Below are 14,210 nucleotides of genomic sequence, written 5' to 3'. Positions count from 1 at the left end.
CTACTCCTTCAGAACAGCTTCGATATATTTTTCCGGATTCAGCAGCGTCTCGGCCGCTTGATCAACGTAAGGCGACACCCATTCTGTACCCAACCCGAAGAGAAGAGACAGCAAGAGAAAAATAGCTGCCGGATAAAGAAGTCCTTTAGCTGTTCGATGATTTGGTTTTGGCGTTTCTTTTTCTTCGCCCCAAAACGCATGTATAAAGATCCTCAGCACAGAGTACAGTACAAGCAGACTCGAAAGCAGAATCAGCATGGATATCGTAAATTCACCTTCTGCGAAGCCGCCCTCTGCAATTTTAAATTTGCCGACAAATCCGCTCAGTGGCGGAATGCCTGCAAGAGAAATAGCGGAAATGAAAAACATCCATCCAAGAACAGGATAGCGTTTGATCAGCCCGCCCATTTTATGCAGGCTCGCGGTTCCAGTCAATGCGATCAGCGTACCTGCCAGCATGAACAAAGCGCCCTTAATCAGCATATCGTGAATCAGATAGTAGATCGCGCCCTGAATGGATGCGGGGGTGTGTACTGCCACACCGAACAAAATCACGCCGACAGCGGTAATAATGTTATAGATCACAATTTTCATGACATTCGAATAAGCGAGTGAACCGATCACACCGAAAATCACAGTCAGCGCCGCCAGCCAAATCATCAGCTGATGGGTAAAGGCTGTATCGTGAATAAAAATCAATGTGAAAACCCTCGCAATCGCATATAACCCGACTTTTGTCAGCAAAGCCCCGAACAACGCGGAGATTGCTGCCGGTGGCGCGTAATAAGAGCCTGGAAGCCAAAAGTAGAGGGGGAAAATTCCGCCCTTCATGCCAAATACCAAAAGCAGCAGGACACCAATCACAGTGATCAGCCCGGTTTGTCCTGTTTCACTGATTTTCACGCTAAGATCCGCCATGTTTAACGTGCCGGTTACAGCGTATAAAAAGCCGACCCCTATGACAAACAGGGCAGACGACACGATATTAAACACAATATATTTAAGGGATTCCCGCAGCTGAATTTTTGTGCCGCCTAATACAATCAGCATATAGGAAGCAATAAGCAGAAGCTCAAAAAATACGTACATATTAAATAAATCGCCTGTTAAAAACGCTCCGCTGACGCCGGCAAGCAAGAACTGAACGCCGGAGTAGTAAAAGGAGCGCTCCCGTTTTTCACCGACAGAACGGAAGGAATAAAGCCCAACCAATAAACCGATGACCGCTGTTGTGAGAACGAGAAGGCTGGCGAATTGGTCTGCGGCAAGCACAATGCCGTACGGCGCTTTCCATCCGCCTAGGCTGAGTGTCTGGATGCCTTTTGTGAAGACAGTCTGTACAAGTATGCCGCTAATCACAATCCCGATGGCCGATGCCGCCGTGCTGAAGATTCTCATGAGCATAAGATTCTTCGTCATGAAAATCAGAAGAATAGCCGACAAAAGCGGAATCAGGATTGGCAAAATAACAAAATTATTCATGTTGATCATTTCCCCTCATTTGATCCATATCGTCCGATTTCAATTCCTGATAAGCGCGAAAGGCCATGACGAGGATGAATGACGTAACGCCAAAAGAAATGACAATTGCGGTCAAAATCAGGGCTTGCGGAAGCGGATCGACAAATGATTTGGCATGCTCGCTCAAAATCGGAGCGGCGCCTTTCTTTAATCCTCCCATAGTCAAAAGCATTAAATGAACGCCATGGCTTAACAGTGCTGTTCCGATAATGACACGAAGCAGGCTTTTAGACAGCAGCAAATACGTAGCAGCCATAAAAATAATACCGGCTAATACAGCCATTAAGATTTCCATTATTCTTCCTCTCCAATCGTTTGAATAATGGTCATCGTTATGCCTACGACAACAAGATAAACGCCTAAATCAAATATCGTCGCTGTGGCGAGCTCCGTTTTCCCAAGGATCGGCAGCTGAAAGTATCCGAATGTGTGGGTTAAAAAAGGAGCCCCGAAGACAAAGGAGCCAACGCCTGTTAATACAGCGAGCAGAAGGCCGGCTCCCGCGACATAAATGAAATTGACCGGCAAAAGGGAACGCACGGTTTTTAAATCATATGCCAGAAGCAAGAGAACGATGGAAGAGGACGTGATCAGTCCGCCGACAAAGCCTCCTCCGGGCGCGTTATGCCCTGATAAAAATAAATAGAAAGAGAAAAGCAAAATGATAAAGGATACAAGCTTTGTCGCAGTTTGAAGAATCAAGTCATTTGTTTTTTGTTCATTCACCGCTTTTCCCCTCCTCTTTTACTTTTGTTTTAATCATGCTGTAAATGCCGAGAGCGGCTATCGTTAATACCGTAATTTCAAACATTGTATCAAATCCCCTGAAATCAACAAGAATGACATTGACGACATTATCCCCTCCGCCGAGATCGTGGCTGTGTTTGACAAAGAAGGACGCAATGCTGTCTTTTGTCCGCTGGCTTGAGGATGCGATACCGAGCAGAGTAACAATAATACCGACGCCTAAAGAAATGATAAAATTCGTCATCCGGAACGTTCTCGTTTTTGTTTTCAGCCTCAGTTTCGGCAAATGGTAGAAGCAAAGCAGAAACAGTGCCACAGAAATCGTTTCAATGACGAGCTGAGTCAATGCCAAGTCCGGCGCTCTGAAAATGACAAAAAACAATGCAAGCGTATAACCGACAACACCGAGTGCAATGATCGCCGTCAGTCTTGACCTAGCAAAAACAGTCGCCACTGTGGCGCTGATCATGACAAGCGTCAAAATGATTTCGTATACACCGATTTTAGCCATGCCTTCCGTTTTAAATGAAAATCCGCCTTTAATGGCAAAAGCTCCGCCTATCAGAATGATGAAACCAGCGAAGATATACAGCAAATAATCTCTTAAAAACCCGGTCATATATTGTTTTGTGATCCGGTAAGAGCCTTTCTCCATCAGAGTCAAAAGCTTATCGTATAACCGGTTGAGTGTGAGTTTCGAAGGAAACAGTTTATAGATTCCCTTCCACTTATTCAGCGACAAATAACCAATTGTTCCGATCACAACAATACCCGCAGTCATGAGCAATTCCGTTGTAACCCCATGCCACTGTGAAATGTGAACGTGGAATTTCTCATGGCCGGCAAGCAGTGTCGGATAGATTGAGTTCATCGCAGGCTCTATCAGGCTGTACGACAATATATTCGGGAAAAAGAAGAGACTGACAGCCAAAGCGACAAGAATGACTGGTGGTACGAGCATGCCGACAGGCGCCTCGTGAGCCGGTTTTTCAAGCTGCTCAGGCTGGTAATTTCCTCTGAATGTTTTAAACAGCAATTTCATGCTGTAGATAAACGTAAATACACTTCCGATCCAGGCGAAAAGAGGGAACAGAACGCCCCATGTCTGCACGTTGAACAGGTCAAAATGTGTCACGCGAAGCATGCTTGTGAAAAACATTTCTTTACTCAAAAATCCGTTAAACGGCGGTAAGCCGGCCATTGAAAATGTCCCGATTAAGGAAATGGTAAATGTAATCGGCATAATCGCCATCAGGCCGCCTAGCTTCCGGATATCCCGTGTGCCTGTTTCGTGATCGATAATCCCGACTGCCATAAACAAGCTTCCTTTAAAGGTTGCGTGGTTGATTAAATGGAAAATGGCAGCCATAGCGGCAACTGTATAATATTCTGTATGTCCGTAATGAAGGGCCGCAGCACTGACTCCAAGCATGGAGATGATCATGCCGAGCTGGCTGACGGTTGAAAACGCCAAAATCGATTTTAAATCAGTTTGTTTCACGGCATGGAATGAACCCCAAACCATCGTAAAAAGGCCAACGAGGGACACGATCCAAAACCACTGAGCTGAAAAGGCGAAAATAGGACTGAATCTCGCAATCACATAAATGCCGGCTTTTACCATAGTAGCTGAATGGAGATAAGCGCTGACAGGCGTCGGAGCTTCCATCGCGTCAGGGAGCCAGATGTAAAAAGGAAATTGCGCTGATTTCGTAAAAGCCCCTAATAAAATGAGAATCATAGCCGGGATAAACAATTCGTGGCCGGCAATTAATTGAACCTGATGAACCATCTCTCTAATACTGAAGGAATCCGTTATCAAATAAAGGAGAATAAATCCGCCGAGCATGCACAGCCCGCCACTGACCGTAATCAAAAGTGATTTGGCTGCGCCATAGCGCGACTTTTCCCGCTTATACCAATAGCCGATCAGCAAAAAGGATGAAAGGCTTGTAAGCTCCCAGAACATGTAGAGAACCATGACATTGTCTACTAGAACGACGCCGAGCATGGCGCCCATGAACATCAATAAGTAGACATAAAAGGGCCCAAGCTGTTCTTTTTCTTTCGATAAATAAAAAATGCTGTAAAGAGTGACCAAAGAGCCAATGCCTGTGATCAGTAAAGCGAATAATAACCCGAGGCCGTCTATATAAACGGTAAAGTTAATGCCGAGTGACGGAATCCACTCTAATACCGATCGAAGTGTTTCTCCAGATTGTGTCATCCTGATCATTGGGAGAAAGTATATAAACAGCAAGACGGGCAAGATCAACACAAACCAGCCCGTATGCACTCTTTTTGCGTATTTTGCCAAGAAGGGAATGATAAAAGCAAATAAAAAAGGCGATAAAATAGCAAGATGTAAGAGCTGCAAAGATAAGACCTCCTTTTCTCGTTCTCAATTGAAAAATGCGCTATGTATGAAATATACGGTCAAACGACCTAGTCCAAATTATATCGCACTTTTCTGCAAGCTGCCACGCTTCGAACTGCTGTAATGGGTTTTTATGAGTTCTTTTGACCTTAAAATAAGTCTAACAAAAAAGAGGTTATTTGTATATTTAAAATCAATCCTGATCAAGCTGAAGTAAAGGAGCTGGTCATGTGAAAAGAAAAGTCGTGATGTGCTCAGGTTTATTCTGCTCAGTATTTGCAGGGGCATTCATGTTGAATCAATATGACGGGCGCAGCGGTGTGGCGGCTGGTGATGAGTGGGAGCTGTATTTACTGGAGCACCACCTGTCAGCCAGAATGAGTGAGACGGAATCAAAGGATCTGCCGTTTGGTCCCCGAGAGTATATTCGGATTGTGAATAAATAAAAAAAGAGTTCCGCATAAAACGGAACTCTTTCTGTTTATGAAGTGAAAAAACGAAGCAGCACTGTCGCGCAAATAACTGTGCCTGCACCGCCGAGACGGGTTGAAATTTGGGCAAACGGCATAAGGCCCATTCTTCCTGATGCCGATAAAATGGCAACATCACCCGTTCCGCCGAGGCCGCTGTGGCAGCAGGTAACGATTGCGGATTCAACCGGATACATGTTCATCAGCTTGCCTACGAAATATCCAGAACCAATCATCGCGATAACAACTGAAATACAGATGATGACAAACGGAATAGAAATCACAGACGCTACGTCATCCAACGGAATAAAGAGGATGCCGAGACCGACCATCAGCGGCCATGTAAAGCTTGAAGAAATAAACTTATAAAGCTGGTAAGCGCCTTCTTCCATTTTTTTCGGAAGAATATTCGCATACTTGACAGCCGCAGCTGAAATAATCATTAAGATCGCGCCCGGGATGAAGATGAATTTCTCCAATAACCCGCCAAAAATAAAGAATGTACACGCGAGCAGAACTCCTGCTCCCATTAATTTGAAATCAATTTTTGCTTCGGCTTCTTTTTGATTGAAAATCTCATTTGCTTTTTTAGATTTTACGAGACGTCCGTTCCCATTTAGATCTGGACGCTTATCGCCAAGCTTTTTCATTAAGGCTGCACATATGATAGCAAAAACGTTTCCTATAATTGCGGCTGGAACCAGCTGAGACACAAATACATCAGCGGATGAGCCCAGTATTTGTGAATAGGCGATTGAAAGCGGCAAAATTCCTTCACCTATTCCCCCGGCAATAATCGGGACAACAACAAAGAAAAAGGAATCATAGGCACTATAGCCAAAAATAAATCCGACAAGGATGCCGGCTGCAACGGCCGCGATCGTTCCTGCAACCAGTGGAACGAACATTCTGATAAACCCCTGTATTAAAACAATTCTGTTCATACCGAGGATACTTCCCACAACAAGGCAAGCGATATAGAAATAAAGGAAGTTAGACGTTTTCATCAAGTTGGTTACAGCGTCTAAAGATGTTGAATTCAGTACATTGTAAAAGACTAAAAATGAAGGAACAAACAAAGATAAAATAGCAGGGCCGCCAATATCCTTCAATATCGGTATGCGTTGGCCTATGTCTCCGAGAAACACACCAAGAATCATAATGATGGCAAACCCGCCAAGCATATTTGCCGGCAGCTCATTGTAATAGGCTGCAAGAATAATAATAACTGCTAATACTGTGTATAATGGCAGAGGAATCACACCGATTTCCCAAGACCAGATTTTTTGAAACAGGTTTTTCCCCTGTGAGTCTTTTTGCTCAGGTGAAATTGTCCCCGTTTTTGGAATTGCTCCCATGTCATACACCCCCATGTATTGTTTGTTACAGTCTACAAGAAAGCGTTAACACTTCATATTTTTTTAAGTTAAAAAACTAATAAACAATTAAATTAAGGGGGTCTTTTGGATTAGAAAAAAATCCCTGAGAATCGTCTTCCCAGGGGAAAATGTTTTATCTTTTTCCTTTAATATAGGGCACGCCATTGGCTTTTGGCGCATCTGCCCGCCCGATAAAGCCGGTTAAAGCGAGAATCGTTAAGACATAAGGAGCCATCAGCATATACACATTTGGTATGTCTTTAAAAAGAGGGAGCAGCGATCCAATGATGCTTAAGCTTTGGGCGAATCCGAAAAACAGGGCGGCCCCCAGTGCTCCGATTGGATGCCATTTTCCGAATACAAGCGCTGCCAGGGCGATAAAGCCTTGCCCGGAGATGGTAGAGTGCGTGAAATCAAGCGCAATTGTGGAGGCATATACGCCGCCGCCGAGACCGCCGAACAATCCGCTGATCATCACGCCGATGTAGCGCATTTTATATACGTTGATTCCCATCGTATCGGCCGCCATCGGATGCTCTCCGACAGAACGGATACGAAGGCCGAACGGCGTTTTGAACAAGATAAACCAGGAAATAAAGGCAAGTGCTATTGCAAGAATAGACGTATAATAGACATCCGAAAAGAAGATCTTTCCCAAGACGGGAATATCGCCCAAACCGGGGATTTTCGTCTTATAAAAAGGCTCTGGAATTTTGTCTGTCTGCGCTTTGCCGTAGATCAGTTTGACGATAAATAAAGTTGCCCCAAGCGCCAGCATGTTAATGGCGACACCGCTGACTGTCTGGTCGGCGCGAAACGAAATCGCTGCTGCCGCGTGAATCAGTGAAAACAGGGCGCCTGCTGCCATGGCGGCAAGGAGCGAAAGCCAAGGTGCGGCGGCACCTAATTCCGGACCAAAAAATAAATTAAATAACACGCTGGTGAACGCCCCGATAATCATGAGGCCTTCTAAGCCGATATTCACCACACCTGATCTCTCGGAAAACACGCCGCCGAGAGCAGTTAAAATAAGCGGGGCCGCATAGACGAGTGTGGCAGGGACAATGATAGATAAAATCTGCACAATGTCCACTTAGTTCGCCCCCTTTTTCTTCAATTTGCCCATGACGAAACGAATCGCATAGCTTGAAGCCACAAACAGAATAATAATGGCAATCACAATATCAACGACCTCTGATGGAACGCCTGATTCAATCGGCATATTTAATGCGCCGATTTTCAGACCGCCAAGCAGGCATGCCGCCAGTACAACGCCGACGGCTGTGTTTCCCCCGAGAAGAGCGACAGCGATACCGTCAAAGCCTACGCCGGTAAATGCGCCTTTCACTGCTGCGTATTCGAATGTCCCTAGGCCCTCCATGGCTCCGGCAAGGCCTGCAAAAGCGCCGGAGATAAGCATGGAGGTCATGATATTCTTCCGCACGCTCATGCCGGCATACTGGGAAGCGTGCTGGTTAAACCCGACCGCCCGGAGCTCAAATCCTTTTGTAGTTTTGTTGATGATAAACCACATGATAACTGCTGCGAGAAGGGCAACGATGATTCCCAAATGCAGCCGTGAGTAATCGGTGATCTGTTCAAGAAAAGGAGAGCGGAGGGAGGCGGATTCGTGAATTTTCCCCGTCTTGTCCTGATGATCTGTCAAGACGTTTGAAATGATGTAATTGGTCATGTGCAGCGCGATATAATTCATCATAATGGTGACAATGACTTCATGAACGTAAAATCGCGCTTTCAAAATGCCGGGAATAAACCCCCATAATCCTCCTGCAGCTGCCGCTGTAATCAATGCGAGCGGCAAGTGAATATATGCCGGTCCGTCAAACGCCGTACCGACCCAAACCGCTGCTGTCCAGCCGACGAGCAGCTGTCCCTCGACGCCGATATTAAAGAGTCCGGTTCGGAATGCAAAGGCGACAGCCAATCCGGATAAAATATAAGGCGTAATTTGCCGGATTGTTTCTCCGACATAATAGATTTCTCCGAATATCCCATTCCACAAAGCCGAATATCCGCTAGCCACACTGTAGCCGCTCACAAGCATAATCAACGCGCCGGCCGCAAGACCAAGTATGATTGCGATGAGCGGCACGAGTAAATGAGAGAGTCGTTTAACCATTTGCTTTCCCCGCTTCCTTTTGCGTGCTTCCTGCCATCAAGAGACCAAGCTCCTGTTCAGTGGTTTCCTGCGGATTAACGCTGGCGATAATGCGTCCTTCAAAAATAACGGCGATTCTGTCACTGAGATTCATAATTTCTTCAAGCTCAAACGAGAGGAGAAGAACGGCTTTCCCGGCATCACGCTGCTCAATGAGCTTTTTATGGACAAATTCAATCGCTCCGACATCAAGGCCGCGAGTCGGCTGGGCGGCAATTAATAAATCAGGATTTCGGTCTATTTCCCGCCCGATAATCGCTTTTTGCTGGTTTCCGCCTGACAATGCCCGAGCGTGTGTATATTCATCCGGCGTTCTGACGTCGTACTCGCTGATCAGGCTGCGTGCTTTTTTGTACATTTCGCCTTTATGTAAAACGCCCAATGCTGAATACGGCTTTTTGTAATAGCTTTGCAGCAGGATATTCTCTCCGATTGGAAAATCAAGGACGAGACCGTGTTTATGGCGATCCTGAGGAATATGCCCGATCCCGGATTCAGTGATTTTTCTTGGCGTCAGGTTTTGGATCTGTTTTCCGTTTAAGGTGATTGTTCCTGAATCTGTTTTGCGGAGTCCTGTCACCGCTTCGATCAGCTCTGATTGCCCGTTTCCGTCGACGCCTGCTATGCCGACTATTTCTCCCGCTTTGACTGAAAGAGACAAATCTCTGACTGTCTCTATTCCGCGGGTATCCTTTACAGTTATGCCGTCAATCGCAAGCACTTCCGCTCCCGGCTGAGCAGCTCTCTTTTCAGTTTTGAACGATACCTCGCGGCCGACCATTAGACTGGCGAGTTCGTCTTGGTTTGTATCACGGACATCAAGGGTTTTGATGCCTTTTCCTTTACGGATAACCGTAACGCGGTCACAAATCTCCATAATCTCTTTCAGCTTATGGGTGATTAAGATGATGGACTTCCCTTCTTTGACCAGGTTCTTCATAATTTGCATCAGTTCCTTAATTTCATGAGGCGTCAAAACAGCCGTCGGTTCATCAAAAATCAGAATGTCGGCACCGCGGTAGAGGGTTTTTAATATTTCTGCGCGCTGCTGCATACCGACTGATATGTCAGCTGCTTTTGCTTCAGGATGGATCTGCAGGCCGTATCGATCGGAAATGTCCTGCACCTCTTGGCCAGCACGCTTCCGGTCAATTCTGCCAAACTTCTTTGGCTCCTTCCCGAGAATAATATTTTCAGCAACTGTGAAGGTGTCAACAAGCATAAAGTGCTGGTGCACCATTCCAATTCCAAGGTCATTCGCTTTGTTCGGGCTGTTGATGTGCACCTTCTCGCCGCGCACCCGAATTTCACCCCGCTCCGGCTGATACAGCCCGAAAAGGACATTCATCAATGTTGATTTCCCCGCTCCGTTTTCACCGAGCAACGCGTGTATTTCGCCTTTTTTGACTTGAAGATTGATATTGTCATTGGCGACGATACCTGGAAACGCCTTGCGGATATTGAGCATTTCAATGACATATTCCATTGATTGACCGCTCCTTTATTTCGAAATAAAAGAAAAACAAGGGATAAGGGCTCGACCTCCTTATCCCTGCGATTCTTATTTAGCTTTGAAGGTTTTCAGCTCTTTCTCAGTTGCCGGGACTTCCAATCCGTCGATGATTTTTTTCTTCCATTTATCGACCGCTTTGATCACATCATCCGATAGATTTTGTTTAGATGGAGAAATGCCGACTCCGTCTTGATCAAGCCCGTAGGTAAGTGTTTCGCCGCCCGGGAACTTTCCGTCACTCGCTTTTTTCGTTACATCTTCAACGACTGTATCTACTTTTTTCACCATGGAAGTGAGGGTGACGTTATCATCTGTTCCTTCTACCTGGCCTTCTGCGTATTGGTCCTTATCGACACCGATGACCCAGACATCGCGTTTTGGATCTTCTTTCTTCAGGTTTTTCGCTTCAGTAAAGACGCCTGTGCCAGTGGCGCCCGCAGAGTGATAAATAACATCTACGCCTGATTTATACATGCTTTCGGCGGTTGCTTTGCCGACATCGGCTTTATCGAAACCTCCTGCGTATTTCACTTCTACAACGGCTTTAGGGTTAACTGCTTGCACGCCGGCACGGAAGCCGACCTCGAATTTTTTGATTAACTCTGATTCCATGCCGCCTACAAAGCCGATTTTTCCTGATTTGCTTGATAGGGCTGCGGCCACTCCGACGAGAAATGAGCCTTCCTGCTCTTTAAACGTAATACTTGCGACGTTGTCTTTATCGACAACAGCATCTATAATCGCAAAGTTTGTATTTTTGCGCTGGTCAGCAATTTCGCTGATTGAATCCTCCATTAAGTAGCCGACGCCGTAAATTAAGTCAAAATTCTCACGCGCCAATTTATTTAAGTTCGTTGTATAGTCTGCATCTGATTTGGATTGAAGATAGTCGTAACCGTTTTTGCCTTTTTTCAGCCCATTCTCTTTCCCAAAGGCTTGGATGCCTTCCCAGGCTGATTGGTTGAAGGATTTGTCATCCACTCCGCCTACGTCAGTAACCATCGCCACACTGAATTTGTTTTTGCCTTCGCCTGAGCCGTTGCTTTTTTCGCTGTTTCCGCATGCTCCTAATATGGTGCCTGCTGCGATCACAAGTGACATCGCCAATCCGATTTTTCGTTTATTCAAGATATAACCCCCCAGAAAAATTTGGTTCAAAGCTGATCCGGCCAGTCATGTGATGGGCTGTCCTGAACAATTTCTTAGAATCGATAAAATTTTCTGATAATAACAAATGGAATGCGCTGAGACAGTTCTATTCTTCCCTGAATAAGCGTGGTGTGAGTATTTCCTTCGAAAGGCGGGGAAGAGAAGGATGTGGAAGGCGTTCCGGGCGGAAAACCGTGACATCGTTTTCTGAAGTAAGACTTATGACTTAGTTTTTCGGGATCAACTTACCAATCATAATTTATCATTTAACTAATAAGAAATAAATAGAATTTCGCATAATTTTTTAAAAAGTATCTATTTTTAGAATTGTTTGCTTAAAAATGTTGAAAGGCCCTTTGTTATTCTTGTATAACTTTTCAACAATAGAATCAAGCATCTTGGCAAGAGATATGACAGGAAAAACGCACTGCTCAAAGCAAGCAGTGCGTTTTTCTTATAGATATTGCTTTATTCCGTTAAGGTTACTGTTGTTGACGTTGTACTGAAACACAGGTCTTCCGATCGTTCCGTACGCCATTTCTACATTCAGAACCTGTATATCTTCAAGAAACTTTAAGTATTTTCGTATGGATACTTGAGAGATTTCTGTGTGCTTTGCCAAGTCTTCTGTCGTAAAAGATTCATTTTCAAATGACTGGATACTGGACCAGATCAGCTTCAGCGTGCTTTTTGTCAGGCCTTTAGGAAGCTGCACTTTTTCTGTTGCTTCTTTCTTTTGAAAAAGCTCGGCGTCCAGTTCTTTTTGGCTCATGTTGCGATGGGTTGAATACACCTTTTGTTTTCGTCTGTAATCAGACAGAGCCGTTTGGAATCGTTCAAATTCAAACGGTTTGATTAAATAATCAACAGCTCCGTACCGAAGTGTTTTCTTGATTACGTCAAGCTCGCTGGCCGCTGAGATGACAATCACGTCAACCGCTTCATTTTGGGCTCTCAATTCCGTCAGCAGTTCCAGCCCGTTTTTTCCCGGCATATAAATATCAAGCAAAATGAGGTCGATATGATGCTCGCCTAAAATATGCAGAGCGCTTTGAAAGGAAGAAGCGATGCCTTTCAGCTGAAAGCCATCTATTTGGCTTAAGTATCGTTTATTTAATTCACCCACCATGGGGTCATCTTCAACTATTAGTACATTAATCATGATTTTCCTCCTTCGGTTCGTACGGGATGCGAATACTGAATGTCGTTCCTTCATTCTTTTCGCTTGTGAGGATCATTTGGCCTTTTAAATTTTCGATGCTTTGCTGTGTGAAATAAAGGCCGAATCCCCGGTTTTTGCCCTTTGTTGAATAGCCTTGTTCAAATACTTTGGCTTGGTCTTCTTCAGACATGCCTGCTCCAGTATCGGTAATTTCAATATCAAGTATGCTGTTATGGAAGCGCATGGACATGGTGATTTGTTTTTTCGGCATATCGGCAACAGCGTCTAAGCCATTGTTGATGAGATTTCCGATGATTGTAATAAGTTCATGGATGACAGAAGGGTCTGCCGCGTTCGGGATGACACCGTTGCATTCAATATCAAGATTTGCGCCCTGCTCACGTATAAAGCTTTGCTTTCCAAGCAGAAAACCGGCCAGTACGGAGCTTTTGACATCATTTATAATTTCACTTGTTTCTGATTTTTGCTGTATGGCAATATCTTTAATATAATCTCCAAGATCGTCATACTCTTTCAGCTGGACGAGCCCTAATATCACATGCAGTTTGTTCATAAATTCATGAGACTGCGCTCTCAGTGCGTTTGCATACATTTTAACACCGGAAAGCTGTTCAGCTAAATGTTTTACCTCGGTCTTGTCGCGGAATGTTGCAATCGCTCCGACAGTTTGTCCTTTCAGCTGGATAGGAACTTCATTAAACACAAGCTCCAGCCCGTTAATGCGGACGTCTCTGTCTTGAAGAGGTTTTTTTGTCTCAATGACCTTTTTCAAGCGGCTTTTCGGCAAGATGTCATCTACATCCTGATCAATGGGATTTGTGTTGATGCCCATTTTGACGAATAGACGCTTTGCTTCCGCGTTGGCAAGTTTAATTTTGCCATGTTCATCGACAGCGAGTATTCCTTCCTTCGTCGATTCCAGCATCGCGCTCCGTTCTTCAAGCAGAGTCGCAATTTCATAAGGTTCAAGTCCGTACATGATATTTTTCACCGTACGGGCGACGATAACAGCTCCGATCACACCGACGAAGATGCTGACGCAAATAATAAAGTAAAGCGGCCGTAAGCTATGGCTGATCACTTCATCAATTTCATTTACGGTGATGCCGACCGCGACTGCACCGACCTGTTTTCCATTCCCTGCGTAGACAGGGACGAACGCTCTCTGCGATTTCCCGAGCGTGCCAGAGGCTGTGCTGATATGGACATGCCCTTTTAATACCTCGGACTCATCACCGCCTCTGAATTTTTTTCCGATTTTGCTCGGGTCAGGATGAGTTTTGCGGATACCGTTCATATCCATGACGACAACAAATTCCGTGCCGGTAATTTTCTGAACCCGCTTTGTGTAGCTCTGCAGTTCCTTTTGTTTTTTTCCGCTTTCTAAAGCAGCGGCTGTCATCGGCGCCTCAGCTACCATTTCAGCAGTCTGCAGCGCAGTGGCCTTTTCCTGATCTCTAATTCGTTTGGTGGTTTGGGCACCGACTGTAAAAAACGTAATGAGCAATGCGATTAATACAACGATACAAACAAATATGGTGAGTCTGGTTTGCAGTTTTAATGTTTTTTTCATATAAAACTTCCTTACGTTTTATGATTCCTGCGTACTACTTTACTCTCAAAATGCTGCTTTGTGAAGATTTGGGACCGTAATTCGTAAAAAGGAGAAAAAATGGAATAATTTATCTTGTC

General features: G+C 45.0%; 12 protein-coding genes. 1 reads left to right on the top strand and 11 read right to left on the bottom strand.

Going from position 1 to position 14,210, the window contains the following annotated elements; genetic code table 11:
- Genes NYE20_RS17270 through NYE20_RS17255 form a run of 4 tightly spaced genes read right to left on the bottom strand, consistent with a single transcriptional unit; the run spans nt 1 to nt 4,645 of the window.
- Nucleotides 1-1,482 carry a Na+/H+ antiporter subunit D gene (locus NYE20_RS17270; RefSeq protein WP_043940184.1) on the bottom strand — a complete coding sequence of 494 codons (1,482 nt, stop codon included), beginning with the start codon at nt 1,480-1,482 and terminating at the stop codon, nt 1-3.
- A complete protein-coding gene (locus NYE20_RS17265) occupies nt 1,475-1,816 on the bottom strand; it encodes a Na(+)/H(+) antiporter subunit C (protein WP_003220730.1) in 342 nt (113 codons plus the stop codon). The genes NYE20_RS17270 and NYE20_RS17265 overlap by 8 nt, the downstream gene beginning before the upstream one ends.
- A complete protein-coding gene (locus NYE20_RS17260) occupies nt 1,816-2,247 on the bottom strand; it encodes a Na(+)/H(+) antiporter subunit B (RefSeq protein ID WP_003228819.1) in 432 nt (143 codons plus the stop codon). Before NYE20_RS17260 ends, NYE20_RS17265 begins: the two co-directional genes overlap by 1 nt.
- Complete coding sequence (locus NYE20_RS17255) at nt 2,240-4,645, bottom strand: Na+/H+ antiporter subunit A (protein WP_014480699.1); 2,406 nt, start codon at nt 4,643-4,645, stop codon at nt 2,240-2,242. The genes NYE20_RS17260 and NYE20_RS17255 overlap by 8 nt, the downstream gene beginning before the upstream one ends.
- Nucleotides 4,646-4,875: 230 nt before the next feature.
- Here NYE20_RS17255 and NYE20_RS17250 point away from each other — a divergent pair, with 230 nt between their 5' ends.
- Nucleotides 4,876-5,091, top strand: a complete 216-nt coding sequence (locus NYE20_RS17250) for a hypothetical protein (protein ID WP_041052857.1) — start codon at nt 4,876-4,878, stop codon at nt 5,089-5,091.
- Nucleotides 5,092-5,126: 35 nt separating this feature from the next.
- Here the strand turns inward: NYE20_RS17250 and maeN are convergent, their stop codons facing one another.
- The 7 genes from maeN to maeL form a co-directional block, all read right to left on the bottom strand.
- A complete protein-coding gene (gene maeN / locus NYE20_RS17245; protein ID WP_021480493.1) occupies nt 5,127-6,473 on the bottom strand; it encodes a sodium/malate symporter MaeN in 1,347 nt (448 codons plus the stop codon).
- Between the two features lie 154 nt (nt 6,474-6,627).
- Nucleotides 6,628-7,587, bottom strand: a complete 960-nt coding sequence (nupQ, locus tag NYE20_RS17240; protein WP_014480697.1) for a guanosine ABC transporter permease NupQ — start codon at nt 7,585-7,587, stop codon at nt 6,628-6,630.
- The gene (gene nupP, locus NYE20_RS17235) at nt 7,588-8,634 is read right to left on the bottom strand and encodes a guanosine ABC transporter permease NupP (protein ID WP_015714618.1); all 1,047 of its coding nucleotides are present in this window, start codon (nt 8,632-8,634) and stop codon (nt 7,588-7,590) included.
- The gene (gene nupO / locus NYE20_RS17230) at nt 8,627-10,159 is read right to left on the bottom strand and encodes a guanosine ABC transporter ATP-binding protein NupO (protein ID WP_032722430.1); all 1,533 of its coding nucleotides are present in this window, start codon (nt 10,157-10,159) and stop codon (nt 8,627-8,629) included. Before nupO ends, nupP begins: the two co-directional genes overlap by 8 nt.
- Nucleotides 10,160-10,234: 75 nt before the next feature.
- Nucleotides 10,235-11,314 carry a guanosine ABC transporter substrate-binding protein NupN gene (gene nupN, locus NYE20_RS17225; RefSeq protein ID WP_072173679.1) on the bottom strand — a complete coding sequence of 360 codons (1,080 nt, stop codon included), beginning with the start codon at nt 11,312-11,314 and terminating at the stop codon, nt 10,235-10,237.
- Nucleotides 11,315-11,789: 475 nt separating this feature from the next.
- Entirely contained in the window at nt 11,790-12,497 is a 708-nt protein-coding gene (maeM, locus tag NYE20_RS17220; protein ID WP_014477821.1) for a two-component system response regulator MaeM, read from the bottom strand.
- On the bottom strand, nt 12,490-14,091 hold the full coding sequence (maeL, locus tag NYE20_RS17215; RefSeq protein WP_161621291.1) for a two-component system sensor histidine kinase MaeL: 1,602 nt from the start codon (nt 14,089-14,091) through the stop codon (nt 12,490-12,492). The genes maeM and maeL overlap by 8 nt, the downstream gene beginning before the upstream one ends.
- Nucleotides 14,092-14,210 lie beyond the last annotated feature (119 nt).

The organism is Bacillus sp. FSL R5-0416, from assembly GCF_037975425.1.
In the GTDB taxonomy this organism is placed as follows: Bacteria; Bacillota; Bacilli; order Bacillales; family Bacillaceae; genus Bacillus; species Bacillus subtilis.
Note: the sequence above shows the minus strand (reverse complement) of the source record. Positions and strands in the feature narration are given on the sequence as shown.